Source organism: Thermatribacter velox (assembly GCF_038396615.1).
In the GTDB taxonomy this organism is placed as follows: domain Bacteria; phylum Atribacterota; class Atribacteria; order Atribacterales; family Thermatribacteraceae; genus Thermatribacter; species Thermatribacter velox.
Map to the genome: position 1 here is coordinate 1,037,254 of NZ_CP121689.1, position 22,218 is coordinate 1,059,471.

20 protein-coding genes are annotated in these 22,218 nt (G+C 43.9%); 10 read left to right on the forward strand and 10 right to left on the reverse strand.

Annotated features, from left to right (window positions below; genetic code table 11):
- The first annotated feature begins 53 nt into the window (after nt 1–53).
- Genes dnaJ through QBE54_RS05250 form a run of 6 tightly spaced genes read left to right on the forward strand, consistent with a single transcriptional unit; the run spans nt 54 to nt 6,588 of the window.
- Nucleotides 54–1,223 carry a molecular chaperone DnaJ gene (gene dnaJ / locus QBE54_RS05225; protein WP_369019279.1) on the forward strand — a complete coding sequence of 390 codons (1,170 nt, stop codon included), beginning with the start codon at nt 54–56 and terminating at the stop codon, nt 1,221–1,223.
- A gap of 2 nt (nt 1,224–1,225) precedes the next feature.
- Nucleotides 1,226–2,017, forward strand: a complete 792-nt coding sequence (locus QBE54_RS05230; RefSeq protein ID WP_369019280.1) for a 16S rRNA (uracil(1498)-N(3))-methyltransferase — start codon at nt 1,226–1,228, stop codon at nt 2,015–2,017.
- Nucleotides 1,986–3,254: a tRNA (N(6)-L-threonylcarbamoyladenosine(37)-C(2))-methylthiotransferase MtaB gene (gene mtaB / locus QBE54_RS05235; RefSeq protein WP_369019281.1), complete on the forward strand. Its 1,269-nt coding sequence runs from the start codon at nt 1,986–1,988 to the stop codon at nt 3,252–3,254. The genes QBE54_RS05230 and mtaB overlap by 32 nt, the downstream gene beginning before the upstream one ends.
- Before the next feature lie 50 nt (nt 3,255–3,304).
- Nucleotides 3,305–3,823: a TlpA disulfide reductase family protein gene (locus QBE54_RS05240; protein ID WP_369019282.1), complete on the forward strand. Its 519-nt coding sequence runs from the start codon at nt 3,305–3,307 to the stop codon at nt 3,821–3,823.
- 7 nt (nt 3,824–3,830) lie between these two features.
- On the forward strand, nt 3,831–5,960 hold the full coding sequence (locus tag QBE54_RS05245; RefSeq protein ID WP_369019283.1) for an O-antigen ligase family protein: 2,130 nt from the start codon (nt 3,831–3,833) through the stop codon (nt 5,958–5,960).
- Nucleotides 5,961–5,982: 22 nt separating this feature from the next.
- Nucleotides 5,983–6,588, forward strand: coding sequence for a TlpA family protein disulfide reductase (locus QBE54_RS05250; protein ID WP_369019284.1), 606 nt, complete (start codon nt 5,983–5,985; stop codon nt 6,586–6,588).
- A gap of 77 nt (nt 6,589–6,665) precedes the next feature.
- Here QBE54_RS05250 and QBE54_RS05255 read toward each other — a convergent pair whose 3' ends face one another.
- The 7 genes from QBE54_RS05255 to QBE54_RS05285 are packed head-to-tail and all read right to left on the reverse strand — an operon-like array spanning nt 6,666 to nt 14,929.
- The gene (locus QBE54_RS05255) at nt 6,666–7,997 is read right to left on the reverse strand and encodes a sn-glycerol-1-phosphate dehydrogenase (protein WP_369019285.1); all 1,332 of its coding nucleotides are present in this window, start codon (nt 7,995–7,997) and stop codon (nt 6,666–6,668) included.
- A complete protein-coding gene (locus QBE54_RS05260; RefSeq protein WP_369019286.1) occupies nt 7,990–8,805 on the reverse strand; it encodes an HAD-IIA family hydrolase in 816 nt (271 codons plus the stop codon). Before QBE54_RS05260 ends, QBE54_RS05255 begins: the two co-directional genes overlap by 8 nt.
- Nucleotides 8,806–8,815: 10 nt before the next feature.
- A complete protein-coding gene (locus QBE54_RS05265; protein ID WP_369019287.1) occupies nt 8,816–9,946 on the reverse strand; it encodes a hypothetical protein in 1,131 nt (376 codons plus the stop codon).
- A 13-nt stretch (nt 9,947–9,959) separates the two neighbouring features.
- On the reverse strand, nt 9,960–12,167 hold the full coding sequence (locus tag QBE54_RS05270) for a hypothetical protein (RefSeq protein WP_369019288.1): 2,208 nt from the start codon (nt 12,165–12,167) through the stop codon (nt 9,960–9,962).
- On the reverse strand, nt 12,167–13,327 hold the full coding sequence (locus QBE54_RS05275) for a M14 family zinc carboxypeptidase (RefSeq protein WP_369019289.1): 1,161 nt from the start codon (nt 13,325–13,327) through the stop codon (nt 12,167–12,169). The genes QBE54_RS05270 and QBE54_RS05275 overlap by 1 nt, the downstream gene beginning before the upstream one ends.
- Nucleotides 13,324–14,082 (reverse strand): hypothetical protein, encoded by a 759-nt coding sequence (locus QBE54_RS05280; protein WP_369019290.1) that lies wholly within the window; start codon nt 14,080–14,082, stop codon nt 13,324–13,326. Before QBE54_RS05280 ends, QBE54_RS05275 begins: the two co-directional genes overlap by 4 nt.
- Complete coding sequence (locus tag QBE54_RS05285) at nt 14,072–14,929, reverse strand: hypothetical protein (RefSeq protein WP_369019291.1); 858 nt, start codon at nt 14,927–14,929, stop codon at nt 14,072–14,074. The genes QBE54_RS05280 and QBE54_RS05285 overlap by 11 nt, the downstream gene beginning before the upstream one ends.
- Before the next feature lie 106 nt (nt 14,930–15,035).
- Between QBE54_RS05285 and QBE54_RS05290 the strand changes: the two genes are divergently transcribed.
- Nucleotides 15,036–16,169, forward strand: coding sequence for an HD-GYP domain-containing protein (locus QBE54_RS05290; RefSeq protein ID WP_369019292.1), 1,134 nt, complete (start codon nt 15,036–15,038; stop codon nt 16,167–16,169).
- Nucleotides 16,150–17,274 carry an HD-GYP domain-containing protein gene (locus tag QBE54_RS05295; protein ID WP_369019293.1) on the forward strand — a complete coding sequence of 375 codons (1,125 nt, stop codon included), beginning with the start codon at nt 16,150–16,152 and terminating at the stop codon, nt 17,272–17,274. Before QBE54_RS05290 ends, QBE54_RS05295 begins: the two co-directional genes overlap by 20 nt.
- On the opposite strand, the gene QBE54_RS05300 is transcribed toward QBE54_RS05295, so the two are convergent.
- Nucleotides 17,247–18,128: a radical SAM protein gene (locus tag QBE54_RS05300; protein ID WP_369019294.1), complete on the reverse strand. Its 882-nt coding sequence runs from the start codon at nt 18,126–18,128 to the stop codon at nt 17,247–17,249. The two genes, QBE54_RS05295 and QBE54_RS05300, sit on opposite strands and share 28 nt — an antisense overlap.
- A gap of 160 nt (nt 18,129–18,288) precedes the next feature.
- Between QBE54_RS05300 and QBE54_RS05305 the strand changes: the two genes are divergently transcribed.
- The gene (locus QBE54_RS05305) at nt 18,289–18,798 is read left to right on the forward strand and encodes a flavin reductase family protein (RefSeq protein WP_369019295.1); all 510 of its coding nucleotides are present in this window, start codon (nt 18,289–18,291) and stop codon (nt 18,796–18,798) included.
- On the opposite strand, the gene QBE54_RS05310 is transcribed toward QBE54_RS05305, so the two are convergent.
- Nucleotides 18,795–19,556 (reverse strand): slipin family protein, encoded by a 762-nt coding sequence (locus QBE54_RS05310; protein ID WP_369019296.1) that lies wholly within the window; start codon nt 19,554–19,556, stop codon nt 18,795–18,797. The genes QBE54_RS05305 and QBE54_RS05310 overlap by 4 nt on opposite strands.
- Nucleotides 19,553–20,779 carry a nodulation protein NfeD gene (locus QBE54_RS05315; RefSeq protein ID WP_369019297.1) on the reverse strand — a complete coding sequence of 409 codons (1,227 nt, stop codon included), beginning with the start codon at nt 20,777–20,779 and terminating at the stop codon, nt 19,553–19,555. The genes QBE54_RS05310 and QBE54_RS05315 overlap by 4 nt, the downstream gene beginning before the upstream one ends.
- Nucleotides 20,780–20,905: 126 nt before the next feature.
- Here QBE54_RS05315 and QBE54_RS05320 point away from each other — a divergent pair, with 126 nt between their 5' ends.
- The gene (locus tag QBE54_RS05320; RefSeq protein ID WP_369019298.1) at nt 20,906–22,204 is read left to right on the forward strand and encodes a radical SAM protein; all 1,299 of its coding nucleotides are present in this window, start codon (nt 20,906–20,908) and stop codon (nt 22,202–22,204) included.
- Nucleotides 22,205–22,218 lie beyond the last annotated feature (14 nt).

The window sequence follows — 22,218 nt, forward strand, 5'->3', positions numbered from 1 at the left end:
ATACTATTGTTAGAGTTCCAAGCTTTTGAAAAGCAAAAGGTGGAAACAAAGCTATGAAAAAAGACTATTACGAAGTACTTGGAGTAGACCGCAACGCTTCACAGGAAGAGATAAAACGTGCTTATCGAAGATTGGCAAGACAGTTTCACCCTGATGTTAATCCGGGTAACCAGGAAGCGGCCGAAAGGTTTAAGGAAATAAACGAAGCCTACCAGGTTCTCTCGGATCCTCAAAAAAGAGTTCAATACGACCGTTTCGGTCATGCTGCTTTCGGAAACCATTATCAAACAGAATACGGCGATTTTGACTTTAATCCGTTTGAAGATTTCGGGAATTTTGGAGACCTCTTTGACATGTTTTTTGGAGGTACTCGAGGAGCAAGACGCTCCCATACACGAACCCAACCTCGCAAAGGAAACAGTGTCACTTTAGAAATAAACCTTGAATTTGAAGAAGCTGCCTTTGGTGTGGAAAAAGAGGTATCTTTTGAGCGCTGGGAGGAGTGTCCAGATTGCAAGGGTATCGGCGGCAAACAAAAAATCACTTGCCACCACTGCCACGGAAGAGGTGAAATACGTCATACTCAAACTTCTTTCTTTGGCACAGTAGTGACCTCAAGGACCTGTGCTTACTGTGGAGGAAAGGGCTGGACACCAGAAGATACCTGCAAGAGCTGCCACGGACGGGGTAAGGTGCGCAGAGCCAGAAAAGTAAAAGTAAAAGTACCGCCAGGAGTGGACACAGGATATCGCTTGCGGATAGCTGGCGAAGGCGAAGCAGGAGAAAACGGGGGGCCTCCAGGAGACCTCTACATATACATTAAAGTCAAGCCACACCGGTTCCTGGAAAGAAAGGGTAATGACCTTTACTGTACCGTTGAGCTTGCTTACTCTCAACTGGTGCTGGGTGATGAAATAGAGGTACCCACTCTTTACGGTACGGAAAAATTACATGTTCCACCAGGCACAGACCCTGAAGCACTACTGAGACTTCGAGGAAAGGGAATAGTAGACCCCCGTTCTGGAGTGAAAGGAGATCAGTTTGTCAAGTTGAAATTGAAAATTCCCAAGGTTCTATCACCAGAACACCGAGCAATTCTTGAGCAGCTTAAGAATATAGAAAGTCCACCCAGAAATTCCAGCAAAAATAACGGTCACCAAAAACGAAAGAATGGTGGGCTCTTTGAACGATTGAAAGAGGCATTCGTCAATCCCGAAAACTGAACATGAGTAAATTTTTCTTCTATCCTTTCTTAAGCAAGGCTAAAGATTGGATTTTTCTTTCTGAGGAAGAAACCAAGCACCTTATGGCAAACAGAATAAAAATTGGTGAGAAAATTACGCTATGGAATGGACGGGGGCTCTTTTTGGAAGCTCGGCTTGAAGCGTATCATGGAAAAAGGGCAAAAGCAAAAATAGAAGAAAACTGGGCAGATAAAAACATTAACCCTGTATACCGAAACGGTTTTCAACTTTTTCAGGCTCTGCTTAAAAGCACTTCCCGAACAGACTGGTTGGTAGAAAAGGCAACGGAAGTAGGAGTTTCCTGCATCTACTTTTTCCCTACCATGCATTCCTTGAAAAAAACAATTTCCAAGAGCAACCTCAAAAGATGGAAAAGAATTGCGCTTTCAGCCTGTAAACAATCGGGCTATCCTTTTCTGCCAAGAATAGGCTTTCTTAAAGATATAAAAAAAGTAGCGCATAAATTGGAATCCACTGTGGGAACAAAGCTTATTGCCGACCCACAAGCACAAAAAACATTATCCGAATATCTGAAACATTCTCACTCAAATACGAAAGACAAACAAAAGAACCTGCTTTTTTTAGTAGGTCCAGAAGGAGATTTTTCAAAATCTGAAAAAGAAAGTTTTGCCAAAATGGGTTGTATCCCTGTTTTGCTTTCCAGAACAATCTTGCGAAGCGAAACAGCTGCAATTTTTGGATTAGCAGTTATCAAATCCCACTTTGAAGATATGCACGCACATGAAATTTGCCATCAAAACTTTGGGTTGTAAGGTAAATCAATCTGAAAGTGATGTTATAGCGAGTTCGCTTTCTGAAAGCTTACTCCACCAGGTAGGCTTTGAGGAAAAAGCAGACATATACATTATCAACACCTGCGCAGTAACCAGAGAAGCGGAAAGAAAATCCAGACAGTTCGTAAACAGAGCTTTACGCGCCAATCCCAACGCTCTGGTCCTGGTAACCGGTTGTTATTCCCGTAAAGTCCATCTTGAAGGTTGCACTTTCTGCCGTAATGGAAAAGTGATCCTGTTGCCTTCGGTAGAAAAAGAAACAGAAGTCTTTGACTACCTAAAGACGAAACTCAATCTTGAAGTTAAAAGCAACAAAGTTCCAGGCACTAATCGTTCCCGGGTGTGGATAAAGGTAGAAGACGGTTGTGAACACTTTTGCTCTTACTGTATTGTGCCTCATCTGCGAGGAAAAGTAAAAAGTAGGGAAATTTGTGAAATCGTATCCGAAGTTAAAATCCTCGAACAGCGGGGAGCAAGAGAAATCGTGCTCAGCGGGATAAACCTGGGGTACTACGGAAAAGAAAGGGGGGAGAACCTCCTAAAGCTTATCGAAGCTATACTTCAAAACACCCAGTCGGTCCGTATCAGACTTAGCTCGCTTGAGCCTTTCACGATAAATAAGGAGTTCTTAAAGAAATACTTCTCCCTTGAAGAAAGAGCATGTCCTCACCTTCATTTGCCACTGCAGAGTGGCAGTAACGAAATACTCAAAAAAATGAAACGTGGTTACAGTAAAGAATTCTTTGAGGAGCTGGTATACAGTGCCAGGGCCCTCAACCCGCTGGTAGGAATAACCACTGATGTTATAGTTGGTTTCCCGGGAGAAACCGAAGAACAATTTATGGAAACCCTCAGCTTTTGTGAAAAGGTGTCCTTTTCAAGAATGCACATTTTCCCCTTTTCCCCCCGCCCTCACACCGAAGCCATGAAACTTGAGGAACAACAGGGAATACCTGCCAAAATAAAGCGCGAGAGAGAAAAGGCCTTGCGTGCCATAGCCGAACGTTCAAGAGAAAAGTTCTATCAATCCCTGGTGGGCCAGACAGTGGATGTGCTGATAGAAAACCGAAACCAGAAAACAGGCAAGGGGTATTCAGAAAACTACGTACCGGTGCAGTGTGAAAATATTCGGGAAGAGCAGGTTGGAAAAATCGTTAAGGTAAAACTCGTTAAGTCGCAGGGAGAGTGGATGAAAGGGACACCTCTTCAATCCTGAAACTTTATTTGGAACGTTCTCGTATAGAATACAAAAAAGGAGAAAAAACCATGAAATTTAAAAAGTTTGTCACCAGAAAGTTTGTCAAAATCGCAGGCTTATTCCTGATACTGATCCTTTTTTCCGGATGTTTGCCAATCCAGCCACCAAACAACCAGGCAAAGCTGGCAGAGGACTTTACACTTCCTGCACTTGAGGGAGGATACTTCACTTTGAGCGAGCACTTTGGCCAGCCAATTTTGCTTTACTTTTTTTCAACCACCTGCCACTACTGTCAGGAAGAAACACCAAACCTGGTAAAAATGTACAATACCTACCAGAGCGCGGGGCTGCTTGTAGTCGGAGTTGCAGTTAATGTTAATTCCCTTCAGGAACTGAGAAATTTTGTCGAAAACTATGGTATAACCTACCCCATCCTTATTGATGAAGACGAAGAAGTAAGCGAAAGCTATGATGTTTACTATATTCCTCACAACTTCTTCATAAACAGAGACGGCGAAATAGTTGATGACAAAGTAGGCCTTATGAGCGAAGCAGAACTGGAAGAACAAATACTGGATATCCTCTAATTCCAGAATGTCCAAAACCGCTTACCCGAAAAGTGCCGATAGCCCGAGGAATATAGAACTCTGTGTAGCAGGTGCTTTGTTTTTCCTGGTCTTCCTGTCGCCCTATTACCGAGGGCTATATTTTGAATACGAAAAATACCCTTTCCTGGCAGCACTAAACGTTATCGTTCTTCTCTGGCTTCTGTGGCGCAGTTACAACAAAGAGTGGCTCCACTTTGGCGACATTACAGAGTGGTTATACGCGGGCTTTGCGCTGCTTTACCTTCTTAACCTTCCCCTTGCAGCCGATAAAGGCCTGGCCTTTCAGGAATTTATAACTTATGCCACCTGCTTTTTTTTATTCCTTGCCATGAGGAAGCTTCGAATACCGTTATCTTTGAAAAAGCTCTTTTTATTCCTTTTTGGTCTAAACGGTTTGATCCTTGCCCTTCTGGGTTTTTCTTATCAAATGGGCTGGATAGACCCCCAGAGCATGTTTTTGAAAATGAGTTTTCGAGATCTCTTTCTTGGCGGACGCCTCAATGCTTCTTTTCAATACCCAAACACAGCCGGTGCCTACTTCGCTATGGGATATATCTCTGTTTTAGTTTTTATTCTTCTGGAAGAAAAACTTTCCTGGCGTATTCCAGGTTTCCTGGTATCTTTTGTGCTCCTGGGAGCCTTTTTCTTCACCTATTCACGTGGCGGATACTTAACCTTTCCACTCAGTTTGGTTTTTTTGTTATTCGTTTTACAACCCCCGGAAGCTGCTCGTCTGCTTACCTACAACCTGGGAAGTGCTGCTATCTTCTTGCCATTTCTCCCAAAAACTGAAACATTGCTTCTTCAAAAAAATCCTTTCTTTTTTGGCCACCTTATAACAGCCAGCATAGCCTTCGCCGTCTTTGGCGAGCTTGTAACTCAGCTCTTCCAAAAAAGAAGCGTCGCAATAAATCGGAAAAAACTTGCCATATTGATTTCCACAGCGGTAGTACTGTTCGTTCTCTTATTCGTAACAGCTACAAAGAGCGATTTTCTTCCTGCTCGCTTTGCGCAGCGCATTAAGGATATCAACCTGCAGACTCACAGTGTTGTGGAAAGGTTTCTTTTTTACCGAGACGCCTTAAAAATATTTTCACTCCGCCCCTTGAATGGATGGGGCGGTGGAGCCTGGAAAACCCTTTACTTCAAGTTCCAATCTGCTCCCTACTTTACGGAAAGCACCCACAATTTCTATGTTCAAATCCTGGTAGAATCTGGGATACTGGGCATTCTGCTCTTTCTGAGCTTGTTCGTATTTATCTTTAAAAAAGCTCTGCAATCTGAATTTGGAAAGGAACAGATTTTACAAAAAGGCATTTTAGGTATCCTGCTCATGGGGCTTTTGCACAGTCTTATAGATGTCAACTTTTCTCTGGGAGCGTTTCAGCTCACCGTGTGGTCTTTCGCAGGCTTAGCAGTTCCTGAAAGGGGAATTGCAATAGAAAAAACCTCAAAAAGGAAGGAATATGCTCATCAATCCAAGATGCGTGTTATACTTACTACATTTTCCGTAATTGTTTCTGCGGTGCTTATGGTTTTGTGTCTTATAATGAGCCAGAGCACCAACTATGCAATCCAAGCCGAGTATTATCTGAATCAAGGACACTGGAAAGAAGCTGCTTTACTGGCGGAAAAATCACTCCATTTCAACCCCTGGAACGCAGAAACCCATTTCATATACAGTAACGCACTGCGGTCTCGCTTTTTGGACGAAAAGCAACCTTTCCTGAGAGCAAAAAGCTTTGAAGAAGCCCAGAAAGCCTATCGCCTGGCCCCTCAAAATCACAAGTACATCCAGTATCTCGGTTTTCTATATGTTGAAATGGGTAAATTCGAGACAGGTATTTCGTATCTTGAAAGAGCCGTCCAGAACGCTCCTTTAGTCCCTGCCACCTATGAAGGCCTTATTTCGGCTTTGAAATCCATAGGTGATTTTTATTATGCAAGAGGTGAAAAAACGAAAACAATGGATTATTATAAAAGAGCAGAAGAGGTGCTTATCAAACTGTATCAGCTTAAAGAAAAGTATCCTCAGATAAAAATCAGTAATAATCTGGCAGAACTTGCCAGAGAATTGAAAAAATACGGTAAACAATCCGAGGAGGGGGGAATATAAAAAACGAAAGAGGTGATTTGGAGTGAACTGGAAAAAACAACAAACCCTGGTTCTGGTAATGCTGGTCTGTGTGTCTACTGTTTTTTTGGTGGCAGGATGTTCCTCACTTTATTTTAGCTGGTCACCAGAAGAGAGCGCTCCCCCCTCCTCAGGACAGAACCCGGAAGAAACCATTGACAGAGGCATCAATTTCACCCTTCCTGACCTGGATGGAAACTCGGTCTCATTGAGAGACTTTCGAGGGCAACCGGTTCTGGTAGTATTTTTTAAAACTACTTGTCCCCACTGCGTCAATGAAGCTCCCACTCTGGAAAGAGTGTACCAAAAGTTCAGGTATTCTCAAAATTTGGTCATTCTCGCCATAGCAGTTAACGAAGAAGGCACCTCAGGCATGCTTATTGCTTCCCAAGAACAGTATGCTGCAATGGTTCGCAGTCAGTTTGTCAACAGGTATGGATGGTCTTTCCCGGTTCTGATTGACAACTATGGAAAAGTACAGCGCCAGTTTGCTGGAACAGGAGTCCCCCGCTATCTTTTCATAGATGAAAACGGGGAAATTCGGGGAAGAGCCCTGGGAGAGCTAACTCAATCGCAACTGGAAAGCTTGCTCTGGCAGTATATCTTCTAAAGCTTGAAATTGTTCCAGCCAGAGAACACTTTCTGGCTGGAACAATCCTTACTTCCTTGGTTAACTAATCCCAGTAGTTACCTAAGCGCCCAATCAAGATATTCCTCAAGAACACCAAACCAATCTAAAAGGTCGAGTAGGGTAATTCGCTTCCTCAAAAAACGAGCATAACGAAACGCATCACGAACCATGCTTTCCCCAAAACCTAGTTCCTGCAATGAAGAAGGAATTCCAGCTCTTTTAAGCGTCTCTTCAACGTGGGAAACCACAAGCAATTTTTCTTCCACTTTTTTCCTCACGAAAACAGGATTTGCAAAAAAATCACCGAAAGCAAGAGGAGGAGAGAGCTTCTCTGCAGCTTCCTTCTCTACAAAAAGAAAAAGAGGCCCAAAGTGTAGCTTTAGCTCATCAAGCAAAACTTCCGGTTTTTTCTTACTGACAAAGGAAGAAAAAAGGTGTACCTCGTCCAGAAAACGAACATATAATTTCTGTGCCACAACCGTAGCCGCTCCTACCCTTAACCCGTGTAAAGAAGGGTTCAGGTGTCGATGCAGTGCGAAAATTTCAAGATAATGAGCAACCAGATGCTCCAGACCTGAAGCAGGGCGAGAGTCTCCAACCAGTGTCATGCTCAAGCCCGAATTGAAAAGAGCCACTGAAAGGCTGGACACAAACTCTGGAGACCTTTCCTTAAGCAGGGCTGCTTCCCTGCTAAGGTATTCCAACCCCTCTTTGACCAGCTCAAAACTGTACTCACATAGATATTCATTGAGAAGATAATGCCTGAGCACCCAGTCAGCGTTAGCAGTGGTTTTACCCATCAAATCAGAAAAACCTGCCTGAATAAGTTCAAGCGGCGCTTGTGAAAGAATATCAAGATCCATAACGATTACTCGGGGCGGACGAGCTTCAAAGGTAACCTTGTAACCACCAACCAGCATAGGTGCCCCCGGGGAGGAATAACCGTCCATAGAAGGAGCAGTAGCAATAACAATATATGGTTTTTGCACTCGATGTGCTATAAATTTACATAAATCATTAATCACTCCTGAACCAAGGGCAACTATGAAATCAGGGTTTTCCTGAAGATGAACCCCTATCTGGCTCCTTGCATCTTCATCCGGCTCTAAGTAAAAAAAGCCTGAAGGTTGCTCCAGCACACAGATCTCAACACCCACCCCAGACTTCTCCAGCAAGGTCACAACTTGTTCTCCAAACAAAGGAAATATATTTTCATCAGAAACAAGAAGTGCCTTTTTCCCAAGATTGAGCTCTGAGAGAACTTGGGGCAAATCGAAAAGCACCCCCATACCGAGCAAAACCCTTTGCTCCGGGACCAAATGCCTACGACCACAGATGCACTGAAAATCTCGAACACCATTTTTAACAATGGAAGGTATATCAAGCATTGGCACACTCGTCCTCCGTTAAAGTCTTTTTCATGTTTTCGAGTAACTCCTGCAAAGAGGAAAACACAAAATCTGGCTTCCATGGGGAATCTTTCAGGTCTGAAAGGCAAGTTTCACCCGTCAAAACCAGGATAGAAATTATTCCCGCTTCTTTGGCCATTCTCATATCGGTGTAAAGACGATCTCCAACCATAGCCAGTTCATGCCTGGAAAGGCCCACCCTTTCCAGGACATAAAAAACAGTTTCGGGATAAGGCTTGCCAAATACCCGAGCCTGGACACCTGTAGCAGCTTCTATTGCCTTCATTATAGACCCAGCATCAATGATGGGGCCTTGAGGGGTAGGACAGTTTAGGTCTGGATGGGTAACCAGAAAAGGGACTCCGCTCCTCACAAAGGAAGCAGCTCTTCGCAGCTTATCGTAAGTCAAAGTTTTATCAAACCCCAAAACCACGTAATCTGGATTCTCTTCCACCAGAAGAAGGCCTTCGCGCATAAAGTCTATGGCCAGCTCCTGGGTACCGAGGAGAAAAACTCGCGCCCGGGGAGAAAGCTTACGGATGTAATAAGCGCAAACCTGTCCTGAAGTAATAATATTACGAGAAGAAACATTTTTCAAACCAAGTCTGGCAAGTTTCTTTAGATAAAAGTTTACGTTATGCGAAGAGTTGTTGGTTAAAAAATAAAACTTCTTCCCATTTTTCATCAGAAAATCAATAAACTCCAGAGCCCCGGGAAGCAACCTGTCCCCAAGATAAAAGGTGCCGTCCATATCCAGAAGAAACGCTTGCACTGTAGCAAGTTCCATAAAAACCACCTCAAGGCAAAAATTGAAGGTAATTGGTTGCCAAATCCTCTTCAAAAACAATTTCGATATCCTGAAAGGCAAAGCCATATTTTTGTTCACTCCAGCTTTGCTCCTTGCCACCTTGTAAGGCTTCTTGCAAAAGCTGTGTGTTTTGGTGTACAAAACGATAGGTCAGGGCTCTAATCTCTTCGGGAGTCCTGATGCTACCCTGAGTAAGGAATACCTCAACCGAATAATCCCACAAATCCTGAAGGAAACTTCCTGGGTGTTGGTCAACATAGTTGTCAAAAAACTGTTTAATTTCGTTACGAAGAACTTCTGCTTTTTCAGCATCCCTATTTTCTGCCTGCAGGAGCTCCACAATCTTTTCAAAAACTTCCCGTTCCGTTTGCAAAACGTTGGCCAGAGCATCTGGTTCAAGTCTGTACCAGGGATAGCGCTCCAGCGTTTTCCATATCTCTATTCTTACCTCTGAATCACTCTTTCCTTCTCTTGCAACAGTTCTGGAAAGAAAATAGAGCTTGTTTTCAATGCTTCCCCCAATCTGGCTTAAAAGTTCAAAAAGTTCGCTATAAAAGCGAGCACGACACATTTCCTTTGCCAAATCAATCCTGCTTTCGGGTACTACCACACTGCCACTTTTCATAAACTGGAATTCCGCTTCCTCACCTATAAGATCCAGCCGGTAGCGAACCAAAAGGGGGTCAACCCTTTTTGCAAATTTTTCACGATCTACAATGGAGATGGTAGTCTTAATATCTGCCACATAAACCAGGTTCTGGTCGTTGGGATTTCCAGAAATCTGATCTTTAGTCCAAAGCGGAACTTTAACTTCCATGGGAATGCCCGAGTCAAGTGGGAAGACGTCTTCAACCACCCCAAACGGTGGTGGCTGAACAAGAAAACTTGCCGCCCGCGGAGTACTGTTTTCCACTACCCTGACCCGATAGGGGAGAGCAGAAGGCCCAAAAAGAGGACTTTCCCTAACCCAAACTTCACGTACGATAGCAAAGCTTTGAGGGGGGAGAGAGTGGCGCGAAAGAAAGAAAAAAGAAAGGAAACCGAATATTACGGTTACTACCAGCAATCCCACCAGCCAGTTACCTGCAATTCTGAAAACCGCTTTTAAAAACCTAAGCATCGACCAATCCCTCTTAAATAAGATTCTGCCGCCTCTGCAACAGGCGCATGTATCTCAGGTAAGAAACCCTTTCCAGACTAACCTTGACTGAATTTACCTGAACACCTATTTGATGCAAAAAAACGTCTTTGTCTTGCAAATAGTTTAACGCTTCTTCTTCCAGCTTTTGTCGCAATTCGCTTCTTTCAAGGTTTAATTCTTCCACAACACGGTTGTTCACAATCTCATTAACCGCAAGATAAAACAGAGTCTGATAAAGACCAGGATATTCAATAAACTTCTCCAGGCTGGGGCTGGTGATTAAGCCTCGAACTTTCTGGGGAGAAGCAATGAGCTGAGTATGTTCCCTTTGCAAATTCTCTCGTACTACTTCCATCTCGTGTTCCACAAAATCGCGCCATTCTGTCTCCTGTTCCATGCGAGGATGTCTTCGCAACCACTCCAAACCAGTTAGATACATATCATAAATGGACCCCACACGATAGGTATCAAGAGGTGAAGGATAAAGTAACCTCCGAATCCATTCTTTGAAAGAAGGTCTTTCAAAAATTACCTGCAGATATTTTTCAATCTCTTCAGTACTGCTTTGACTAAGCAAATTCATTCTCAAATCACTCATGACACGCTCGTATACTGACGAAAGGCTAACCTCAAGATCCCTGGCGAGACGATCCATGCCTTTGCCATCGAAATCATATCCTTTCCAGAGTTCTGGTTTCGAAATCTGCACGGAGCAATTGAATTTGAGAACTACAAAATCAGTACCATATCCTTGCTTGAAAAAGGCCATCGTTCTCTCCCACCAGTACTTCAGCTTATCCCAAAATCCTTCGCCCAAGACAGGTTCTACCTCTTTCAAAATGAGCAAGGCACCAACTTTTTGAACCTCAGAAGTCCTTCGGTAGGTAAAGGCAAAGGGACGAGGCGGACTCAACAGTAATTTCAAGTTTCCTACTTTTATTCCATCATCAACAATTGTTACCTCTCTTCCCAGAGTTGATTTGAAACCTGGAGAAAGTCGCTCCACAACAAGGAAATCCTTTTCGCCAACCAGATGTAAACAGAATATGCACAGTACAAAAGCAATGACTGCAAAACTCTTGAGAGCCACATTTTTGCCCAGCAAGGGTTCCTGATCTGGATTACTCAAAAATTCTCTCCAGCGACCTGCCGAAAATCTTTTCAGCTCTCCTTTGTAACGAGATAAACGAGCGAAGAAAAGATAGAGACGATGGTAGTAGTCGACCAACGCTGCAAAAATCTCCTCCGGGAGATGTTCAACCAATTGGAGATGAATTTTACCTTTCATCTCCCAAAACAAATCCGCCATTTGCTGGTAAAGGAAAGCACTGGGGGCCTCTTCCAGGCGTTTTCCCAGAACTGCAAGCTGTGCTTGCCACTTCCTGTAATCTTCCGAAACATAAAACTCAAGTAGTGGCGAAGAGGATTCCCAACGGGTTTCATAAGACATAAAGTTGTTTCTGGTGAGGAAAATCAACTCACTGCTAAAATCTTCCAACAACTCTTTTTCAGGCCAGGACAAGGTAGTATTTCTCGCTGTATTTTCAAAATCGCTTAACCACTTTGCTACTGCCTGGCAGTCTTTTGCCTTAAGCAGTAAGCAAAGCTCTTTCAATCTTTTCTTCAACAAACTATTATCCGTAAAGGCAACCATATTGCTCGCCTTTCTTCTAACCCTTTCCCAGAGAGGTTCTTCAAACAAGACTTCCATTTTTTGCAACCAGACAATCCCTCTTCGTTTCTTAAAAACAGTGTTTCCTGACAACAACTTTTGATAAACCGCATAAATGATCGGTGAAAGCACCAAAACAGTGTGAGCGTAAGGATTGAGGTAATCACCACCCAGAGTAAAGAGAAAGTCCACCCCTTTCGCTATAAAACCTACATTCCACATCACATAAGCAAAAACTGCAAAAAGTACTAAATAAAAATAATCCTGATAAAGAAGATTAAGAAGTCGCTTTCGCCAGGTGTTAAAACAGTTTTTTATAAAAGTCCCAAAAATCTCTTTTGTATCACCTTCAGTGCTAAAAGCACTCTGCACATCAATTCGTAATAAAGGTACATCAAAACGCCTGCCGGAAGCCTGATAAGCTAAGTGTTCAAGATAACTCCTGAATTTGTCTCTGGAACCAATCAGCATTCGTTGATCAGGACTAAGAGGGTTGGGTATCTCCAAAAATAAAAATCGGTAGGGCATTAAAAGTGCTCACCTCTTACTTCTACCCTGAGAGTAGCATCGACAAAAGCCAATCCCTGCATTAATCGAGTTTCACGGGACTGGGTAAAAGTCTCAATGGTTCTTCCACAACATCCAGTCATTTTTTGAAAAAAGTCTGGGGCAAGTGTGATGCCAGTTTTCCAGAAGAAGGGCCCAGGCAGATAAATGCCTTCAGCAAGAGGCAAATCCCTCTCCACATAGAAGGGTAATTCTTTCAAGGCTGCTTCAAATTTATCCTGGAAAATGGTCAACCCCTGCTTTTTAATAAAATTCCTGATGGAAAGAGCTTTTGCGAAAAATGGATGGTGAGACAAAAACTCCTCCCGATACTTTGGAAAACGAAAGCTGAATCTCTTTCTCAGAAAGAGCTCGCTTCTCTGAAACATACCCAGAGGATAACGCAATCGGGCAAGCAAATCCTTTTCTTCCTGAGTAAAATAATCGTGAAGCAAAATCATAACTCCAGCATTCTTGTAAAACAACTCACTTCCCAGCATTACCGTTTCGTGAAGGCTCGAAAAAACCCGAAGAGGATTGAATCTTTTTAAAACATATTGCTGAACTGCCTTAGCTCGACGACTGCGAATGGATTCCAGTTTTCTTCCAAAAGCCGCATTAGCATCTTCCCACCCAAACATGTTTCTGATATGCCTCAAATTTACAACTACCGGGTTATGAATCTCCTCTCCACTTCTGTCGACATAGGCACGAGTCTCTTTAACCCAGCCATCAGGATCAACAATTGGTAAAAAACCAATGAAACTCGATTCTAAAAGCGCTTGCAGCCTCCAAGCATTTTGCACCAGCGAAAAGAAGGCAGCCAAAAGAGTGGCCGAGTGGAGCCTCTCTCCACCGTGGCAGGTTGCTTCGAATACCAGGCGCTTGCTCCCAGGAGAAGGATTGCCAATTTCCAGAACCGGTATTCTGTTACCCAGAGGAGTCACAAACGGTCCATTAACTTCTTCGACAAACGATATCCTAACGACCAAATTAGAAGGCCACTCGAGCTCATTCAGTCTTTGCTGAATTTTCTCAAGAAGCTGAGGATATTCAAAATCCAACCAGTTTAAATATTCCAGAGCGGAACTGTAACTGATCAACTCCTGGTCAGGACAATCAGCAATTACCCTGCCGTTCAAGACTTGTCGCCATCCTTTCTCCAGGGAAAAAGAGGCATCGGGGGTTTCATAAATCTGACCCACTCGCTTTGTTCCGTTGCCTGAGTAGCTGGCCAGTAGAAGTCTCGAAGGAAGCCCAGACCCAGTCTGGAACAAAGGTGATATGCCTTTACAAACCCGTCTTCAGGGTTCTCAGCAACCAATCTGTTCAATGCAGCCAGCGCTAAATTCTCGACCACCTTGAGTTTAACCTCAGAAAAGGCTTCATCTATACCCCATTGCAAACGAGCATAATGCTTCTTTAGTTCCTCCAAATTCTTCTCTTCAAAATAAGGATCACCCACCAGCATATCCCAAGTCATAGGTTGAAAACCAGGAATGCCATGCATGATGAAAACAATGGGAAACAACCTATGGAGCACTCCATAAAAACCTCCAGGGCGAAAGCGCTTGAAATGGTAGAAAATATTACGATTTTTTTCCTCTTCAAGAATGAAAGTATCCTCTTTGAGGAAGGTATCAAAAAATCCCTTTTTAAGATATTCCAAAACTTCTCTCTGTTCCTGAGAAGGCCTGACTTCCACCCCCTCTTCCTGGGAAACAACCTCAAGCAAAGAAGGGGTAGCAAAAAGGTTTTTAACCTCGTTTTTTTCACCTACTTGAAGAACAATTTCCAGCCTTTCACCTTCGGATATTCTCCAGTAACGGCTCAATCGCTCCTCGATAAAAAACGGATTACGAGGAGAAACAAGCGTATAATCAGATTTATTGAACACTCTGTAAAGATTGATCCTGGGCACTGCCTTCACCTATCAGAAAAGAGATATCAAAATTGAGGTCTCTTATATTGCAAAGAAGTCTCGGAGGTAGCAATTGAGGAATCAATAGCAAATCTCCGAGAAAAAACCGGGAAAGCTTCTTTGAGAACGTGTAAGCCACCCTCTGAAGCACAAAACTATCTTCCTTTTCCATCTCCAAAATATCCTCAAAAACCCTGATTAATTCCCAGCACAAAGGCTCTGTTCTCTGTTTCCTGCGCAAATAGGCCACAATTTCTGCAAAATCACTCTTGGAAAGCTGTTTAAACTTTCCAAACTGATTGTAGATTTCATCCAGCAATCTTTTTCTTCGCGGGTCTTTTCCCATCACAACCCGAAACCTGACTCCCTTTTCCAGTACTTTCGCCCTGCGCCGCTTGAACCAGTTATCCAGACCCGCCAGAGCCAGGTAGGGTTGCCGAAACCATATAAACCACCAGGTATTGACACTGAAAAGGCCTATAATGTAGGCGAGCAAGCAAAGAGAAAACATATAACGATAATTACGAGCCAGAGATTCATAAAACTTGAGTTGCATAAGATATCCGTGAACAGTTTCTTCAAAGGTGGTTACAATTTCTTCCATCTCTCCCTCAGAAAGAGGGTGTGAAACCGGAGGCGTGTAGAGCTCAAAAGAAATAAAAAGCGGGGGCTTCATTTTTTTTGCTTTAAATCCCAGGTCGGTTACCCGGAGACCAGTATGAGCCATCCAGGATCCTTCATGATACCAGTTCCAGCCGAGAGTAGGAACACAATATACTGGAATTCTTAACTCTCTCAAAGAAGTCCCCTTTTTTCCGCTCAAGGCTTTACCTTCATCTTTTTTTGCGAGTATAATAAAAACGGCTTTCTAAAGCAACCATATTGAACGGAAAACACAGAAAATTTACTGACTGTACAAGGAGGAAAAGATGCTTAAAATACACGTCAGCAGGCTTCGACCCGGGATGGTCACCGCCTACCCCATTCTCCACGAAAACGGTGTGATACTGGTCAAAGAGGATATCGTACTCACTGAGAAGTTAATCAACAAACTTAAAGAACTGAACTTTGATTACATATATATAAAGGATGAACGGTTTAAAAATGTAGATCCCGAGGAAATACTATCTCAAGAAACCAAGCGAAAAGTTTTGCAAACAGTACACGAAACCTTTTATAAAGTTATTAAGGGTAAAGAAAAATCCATCCAGCCCTTGAAGGAAGCTGTCAATTCGATAATAGAAGAGGTTCTCAGCTCCAGAAAATCAGTCATCAGCCTGGTGCAATTGCGCAAACACGATGATTCAGTCTTTGCTCACTCTGTAAATGTGGCCACTCTTTCGGCCTTCATAGGTAAATTTTTTAAGCTACCCGCTGAAACCCTGCATACCTTGGCACTGGGTAGCCTGATGCACGACTTGGGTAAAATCAAAGTGCCTCTCGAAATCCTTAACAAACCGGGGAAACTGGATGCCGAAGATTGGGAAATAATTAAGCAACATCCAGGTTGGGCAGCCGAACTCATGCTGGAGAGAATCCCAGAAAACGCCACAGCTATAAAAATTGCCCTTCAGCATCACGAGAGAATGAACGGGAGTGGTTATCCTTACGGACTTGCGGGAGAAGAAATTCATCTCCTTTCCCGAATTTGTGCCTGTGCAGACGTGTACGATGCACTCACCGTTGACCGGCCTTACCGTAAACGTTTCTCCTATTCAGAGGCTCTGGAATACCTAATGGGCAACGCAGGTAGGCTGTTTGACCTTCAGGTAGTCACCACCATGGTAAGGCATATAGCTCCTTATCCGGTGGGAGAAACGGTGAAGCTTTCCACTGGAGAGATTGCTGTGGTAATCAAGCTGAACGAAGGCCTTCCCATTCGCCCAGTGGTGAGAGTAATCAAAGATCGAGAGGGGAGAGAGCTGGAAACACCTAAAGACCTGGACCTGATGAGTGAGCTCACGGTTTCGATTGTGGAATCTGTAGAAGCGAGCTCAAAAGCCACCCTCGACGAAACCAGACTCTGGGAGGAAGCAATCACTCATGATCCGAGTCAGGGTTGAAGACTTGCGCCCCGGCATGAAAATAGCCTATCCAGTATTTCGTGAAGACGGCTCCATTCTCCTTAACAAAGGCGTGGTACTTACCGAAAACTACATTCGAAGACTCTTTGAGCTGGGATTTGAGTCCGTGTTTATTGAGCATGAACTTTTTGAAGACATTAAAGTGGAGGAACCTGTTACTCTGGAAACCAAAAGAAAGGTACAAAGGATTCTTCACGAATCTGTGAAAAAGCTCCAGAGAGGAGAATTAAACAGCTATCAGAAAATTCAAAGTGTAATCCAGGAACTCATAGAAGAAGTACTTGACTATCCAGGAGTCATCTTCTACCTGGTGCAGTTGGGAAGCAAAAGTGACGCGCTATTCGTCCACTCAGTAAACGTGACAGTGATCAGCCTGATGATTGGAAAATTCCAGAATTTGAGTCACCTTCAACTCAAAAAGCTCGCTCTGGGAACCCTCCTACATGATGTGGGGAAAATCCGCTTCCCACCCGAAATCTTCTATAAAGAGGGTCCTTTAAGCGAAGAAGAACGCAAGATTATTCGCATGCACCCCGTGTGGAGCAGAGAAATTATTCAAAAGCACGCAGAGTATGACTTTTTGGCCTCGGTTATTGCTCTTCAGCATCACGAGAGAATGAACGGGAGTGGTTATCCTTACGGACTTGCGGGAGAAGAAATTCATCTCCTTTCCCGAATTTGTGCCTGTGCAGACGTGTACGATGCACTCACCGTTGACCGGCCTTACCGTAAACGTTTCTCCTATTCAGAGGCTCTGGAATACCTAATGGGCAACGCGGGTAGGCTGTTTGACCTTCAGGTAGTCACCACCATGGTAAGGCATATAGCTCCTTATCCGGTGGGAGAAACGGTGAAGCTTTCCACTGGAGAGATTGCTGTGGTAATCAAGCTGAATGAAGGCCTTCCCATTCGCCCAGTGGTGAGAGTAATCAAAGATCGAGAGGGGAGAGAGCTGGAAACACCTAAAGACCTGGACCTGATGAGTGAGCTCACGGTTTCGATTGTGGATCGACCTGAAGAGCCTCCACCTCCTTCCTCGAACATGGAAGAAGAAATTTACTTACAAGAAGACTTTTTTGATTGACTCCGGACGTTTAGAAAACAACTGCCATCGCAAATTAGGTCATTCCAGGTTACAAATCCCTCACGACAACTCGAAAATGGCAAACCGTAGCTTTTAACCAGCTCTCGGAGAGCACCCATTATATGTTCACGAATCTCTCTGCGGAGATACAAACTGTTACCATGTTTTTCACAGTAATCGTCCCTGTAGCGCTTTGCCGAATCAAAAACCTGCACGATCCTTTTCCAGGAATCAGGACGTAGCTTGTAAGTAGAAGAAACCACTTGCACGACGAAAGGTGAGACTTCTTCAATAAGCTGTTTCCATTGCTCGGGATTATCGTTAATTCCGGGTATGACAGGGTCTAAGCGTAAGACAACCGGAATGCCATACCTGGCAAGCTTAACAATCGCTTCCTTGCGTTCCCGGGGCGAGGGCGCACCAGGTTCGAGTTTACGAGCCACCTCTTCACAGGGTGTCGTTATGGTTATACTTACCGCCGAACGCATAGCAGACAACACATCAGCATCTCTACAAACCAAAGAAGATTTGGTGAGTATAAGCACCGGAACCCCTAACTCTGAACACCAGCTTAGTATCTGCCGGGTAAGTTTGAGGTCTCTTTCCAGGGAAGGGTAAGGATCAGAAGAATTGCTCAACGTAAGGTAGCTCCCCCTCGGAAAACTTTGTAAATCCCGATACACCCGCCTGAGAAGGTCTTTCTTTTCTCTAACCCGGAAAGCTTGCGGTATAAAAGAGGTTATATAGCAGTAAAGGCAGGCATGTTCACAGCCCGTATAGGGGTTAAGGGTAAACTTGGTAGGGCAGGTGCAGAGCTCTCCTTTCCAGGGGTCAAAAGGTCTTATTAGCAGCAAGTCAAGCGCCTCCCAAGAGGTTACCTACAGGATTTCAAAACAACCAGCGAGGCTGTATCCTATAAAGAACACTTTCTGCAAACATCTCCAGCTACAGGCCTTCACGCTTAAAACTGATATAATTATAGATAAAAATTGGAAATAAAAGGGGATGGTTCGGTTGTGGAAAAAGGCTAACTGGACCGAAGTTGCTTGTCGTATTCCAGCTTTAATAGAGAAAGTAGGGGGCATATTTCTAATTACGGGGAAGGAAGGGCAGAGTAACATTATGACTATAGGTTGGGCACAAACTGGGAGAGTGTGGGGAAGACCCATGGCTACTGTGCTGGTGCGCCCTTCACGATTCACCTTTGAAAAGCTGAAAGAACACCCTTTCTTCGTCATTGCACTTCCCACTGAAGACATGTACAGCGCTATTCAACTTTGTGGCAGCGTTTCTGGTCGAGAGGGAAACAAATTCCAAAAAGCAGGACTCAGCACTCGTCATCACCAAGATTTTCCAGTACCTTCTATTGAAGAATGTGTAGGGGCATTGTTTTGCCAGGTAATCCAGGAAACAAAAGTAGATCCTGCTACCTTTCCCCAGCACATAATCCAGGAATACTACCCTCAGGGCGATTTTCACCACATCTATTTTGGAGAAATCATCAAAGCTGAACTCAAAACTTAATCTTTTTTCTCGCTATCTCCTGCCAGGACACTAAAAGCTCTGACTATCTCCATAGGCAGAGGAAATACAACTGTGGTCGCGTTTTCGGCAGCAATGTCACTAAGTGTCTGAAGATAGCGCAACTGAATAGCAATAGGATTCTGAGAGATAATCTTGGCTGCCTCAGCCAGCTTTGTTGATGCTTGGTATTCTCCCTCGGCATTGATAATTTTCGCTCTGCGTTCTCGTTCCGTTTCCGCTTGGCGAGCCATAGCTCTTTTTAACTCTTCAGGAAGTACCACTTCCTTGATTTCAACAGCTGAAACCTTTATTCCCCAGGGGTCAGTTTTCTCATCAATTATTTTTTGTAACGCCTCATTAATCTTATCACGGTGAGTAAGGAGCTCATCAAGCTCTGACTGCCCCACAATACTTCTTAAAGTAGTTTGAGAAATCAGAGAGGTCGCCATAACATAATTTTCCACCTGAGTAACCGCGTCTTCAGCATTCATGACTCGAAAATAGACCACTGCGTCCACGGTAACCGGGACGTTGTCCCGAGTAATCAGCTCCTGCTTGGGAACATCCATGGTCATCACTCGCAAATCAACTTTCACCAGCTGGTCAATTAACGGGATGATGAAAAAGATTCCCGGACCTTTTGCTCCCACCAGGCGTCCTAACCTGAATATGACTCCTCGCTCATATTCTCTAACCACCTTGATAGCAGCGGAAAGAAAAATAATCACAATCAACACAATGAATGCCAGAAAAATCATTTTCCCTCATCCTCCCTTTTTTTATTTACCAGAAGTCTATTCCCTTTCTTGCCAACTACCATTACCTTTTCTCCAGGAGCTACAGGCTCTGGAGACTCTGCCCACCACAATTCCCCATCAACAATAACAAAGCCTTCGGGATTCAACACCTGTCTGGCAACTCCCTCCTTACCTTTCAGTGCTTCTTCTCCCGTCCTGACTTTTCTGCGCATTGCAACCAGGGCCATGGAAAGCGCAAAAACGAAGAAAGCCAAAATCCCCAAAACCGTAAATATTATTAACTCCAGAGGCAACCTGATCCCTACTTTCCTGACGTCGAAAAGTGTTAGTGAACCCAGAAAAAGAGAAATAGCTCCACCAACGGTCAATGCTCCAATGCCCGGGGTAACCCAGAGGTCCAGAGCCAGAAAGGCAAATCCCAGCAAAATAAAGATTACACCAGCAACATTGACCGGAAGTACGGAAAAAGCGTAAAAAGCCAGCAAAAGGCATATGCTGCCAAAAACTCCGGGAACAATTGCCCCAGGATTAGAGAGCTCAAAAATTAAGCCCAGAGCTCCCAAGACAAGAAGGAGGTAAGCAAGACTGGGATTCAAAAGTGCGTGTAAAATTCTTTCTCTTCCACTCAGGGGCACTCTAACAATTTTTACCTCTTTCAAAGTAGAAAGTACCTTTTCCACGACTTCTTCCAAAGAAACAGCAATGCCATCTATAAGACCAGAAGATAATGCCTCTTTCTCTCCAAGAGAGAGGCTTTCTCTCACCATTTTCTCGGCAACTTCAGGATTGCGTCCTCGGGTTTCTGCAAGCGTTTTTATAAAAGCTGCTGTGTCATTCACTATTTTTTCGCCTACTGCTTCCCCCTCCACGGTAACCGGATGTGCCGCCCCCAGAGTGGTGTTTTCACTCATAAAAGCATAGTGAGCAGCTAAAACCAAAAACGTACCCGCCGAAGCAGCTCTGGCTCCCCGAGGATAAACATAGGCCGCAACTGGAACAGGGGAATTCAGAATACTCTTAACCATCTTCCGCATTGATTCCTCAAGCCCTCCTGGTGTGTCAATAAGCAAGACCACCAGTTTGGCTTCAGATTGCAGGGCGTCTTGTAAAAGTTTCTCCAGATAATCAGCCAAGACAGGGTTGATAACCCCTGATATTTCACCGACCAGAACCAAACTACCCTGAGGCCAGGCAACACCGTAACATAAAATCAACCCAAGCAAAATTAGCAGAACAAAAAACTTAACAGACATATTGAGTTAAACCCCACTAAAAGCATTTTAGCATAATCCCCTGGGGTGGTATATAATATCAAGAGATTCGAAAAAGAAAAGGGTGATGGTACTTTAATGAAAATACTTCTTGTTGCACCAGGACCTAACGAACATAAAAAAGTTAAGTTAGTTCCCTTCCCTCAAGCAAGTCTTCCCCTACTAGCAGCTCTAACTCCGCCCCAACATGAAGTGGTAATTGTTGATGAACGAGCTGAATATGTGCCTTTTGAAGAACAGTTTGACCTTGTAGGTATTACCGCCATGACCGCCACTTCACAAAGGGCGTATCAAATAGCTGACCGCTTCAGGGAAAAGGGCACGAAAGTGGTGCTTGGAGGTATGCACCCCAGTGCCTGTCCGGAAGAAGCCTTACAGCACGCAGATGCCGTAGTAATCGGTGAAGCCGAGGGCTTATGGGAACAGCTCCTTGAAGACCTGGAAAAGGGAGAACTTAAAAAGACATACACCAGAGAGGACTTTCCAGCTATCTATCGACTTCCTCCTTCCCGACTGGACCTTTTGAAATGTCGGTATCTTCTCAAGTACGTCTTCCAAACTACTCGTGGCTGCCCTCATGGCTGCAGCTTTTGCTCGGTATCTCGCTTCATGGGGAGAAAATATCGCCACCGGGACATAGATAACGTTATCGAAGAGGTCAGCTTATATCAGGATAAAACACGTATAATCGGTTTCCTCGATGACAATATTGTAAGCAATCCTCGTTATTCCAAAGAACTTTTCAGAGCACTTATTCCGCTTAAGAAAAAGTGGGTCAGCCAGGGGACTCTCAACATCGCCGACGATGACGAACTCATCAGTCTCGCCCAGAAAAGCGGATGTATCGCTCTTTTTGTAGGTATCGAATCTGTCAATGAAGAGATCCTGAAGAATGCTCATAAAAGTTTCAACAAAGTTAAGAATTATAAAAGATTAATCGAGAAATTTCACCAACACGGCATCATGATAATTGGTTCCTTTGTCTTTGGGTTTGACGAAGATGACACTTCTGTTTTCCAGAAAACTCTGGAATTCATTGAAGATGCGAAAATCGACTTTGCTCAATTTTCAATTCTTACTCCTTTACCGGGTACTGAAATTTTCTACCAGCTCAAAAACGAGAACCGCATTTTTACCTACGACTGGTCCAAGTATGATTTCGCACATGTAGTATACCAGCCCGCCAGAATGACGGCCGAAGAACTTCAGAAAGGGTACAACGAAGTGTTTAGAAAATTTTACTCCTGGCCTTTAGCCTGGAAAAGGGTACTGCGCAACTGGAAATATCTGCACTATTTTATACCCGCTACACTTTATTACAACTGGGTTTCCAGGCATCCCAAAGAACTTCCAAATTCGATACCTGAAGCTACTTGACAGACATGATATAT

Coding starts and splice junctions, on each gene's coding strand:
- QBE54_RS05290 (WP_369019292.1), top strand. CDS start 15,036: ATGCTTAAAATACACGTCAGCAGGCTTCGACCCGGGATGGTCACCGCC.
- mtaB (WP_369019281.1), top strand. CDS start 1,986: ATGAAATTTGCCATCAAAACTTTGGGTTGTAAGGTAAATCAATCTGAA.
- QBE54_RS05260 (WP_369019286.1), bottom strand. CDS start 8,805: ATGGAACTTGCTACAGTGCAAGCGTTTCTTCTGGATATGGACGGCACC.
- QBE54_RS05230 (WP_369019280.1), top strand. CDS start 1,226: ATGAGTAAATTTTTCTTCTATCCTTTCTTAAGCAAGGCTAAAGATTGG.
- QBE54_RS05245 (WP_369019283.1), top strand. CDS start 3,831: ATGTCCAAAACCGCTTACCCGAAAAGTGCCGATAGCCCGAGGAATATA.
- dnaJ (WP_369019279.1), top strand. CDS start 54: ATGAAAAAAGACTATTACGAAGTACTTGGAGTAGACCGCAACGCTTCA.
- QBE54_RS05255 (WP_369019285.1), bottom strand. CDS start 7,997: ATGCTTGATATACCTTCCATTGTTAAAAATGGTGTTCGAGATTTTCAG.
- QBE54_RS05310 (WP_369019296.1), bottom strand. CDS start 19,556: ATGATTTTTCTGGCATTCATTGTGTTGATTGTGATTATTTTTCTTTCC.
- QBE54_RS05295 (WP_369019293.1), top strand. CDS start 16,150: ATGATCCGAGTCAGGGTTGAAGACTTGCGCCCCGGCATGAAAATAGCC.
- QBE54_RS05265 (WP_369019287.1), bottom strand. CDS start 9,946: ATGCTTAGGTTTTTAAAAGCGGTTTTCAGAATTGCAGGTAACTGGCTG.
- QBE54_RS05270 (WP_369019288.1), bottom strand. CDS start 12,167: ATGCCCTACCGATTTTTATTTTTGGAGATACCCAACCCTCTTAGTCCT.
- QBE54_RS05240 (WP_369019282.1), top strand. CDS start 3,305: ATGAAATTTAAAAAGTTTGTCACCAGAAAGTTTGTCAAAATCGCAGGC.
- QBE54_RS05320 (WP_369019298.1), top strand. CDS start 20,906: ATGAAAATACTTCTTGTTGCACCAGGACCTAACGAACATAAAAAAGTT.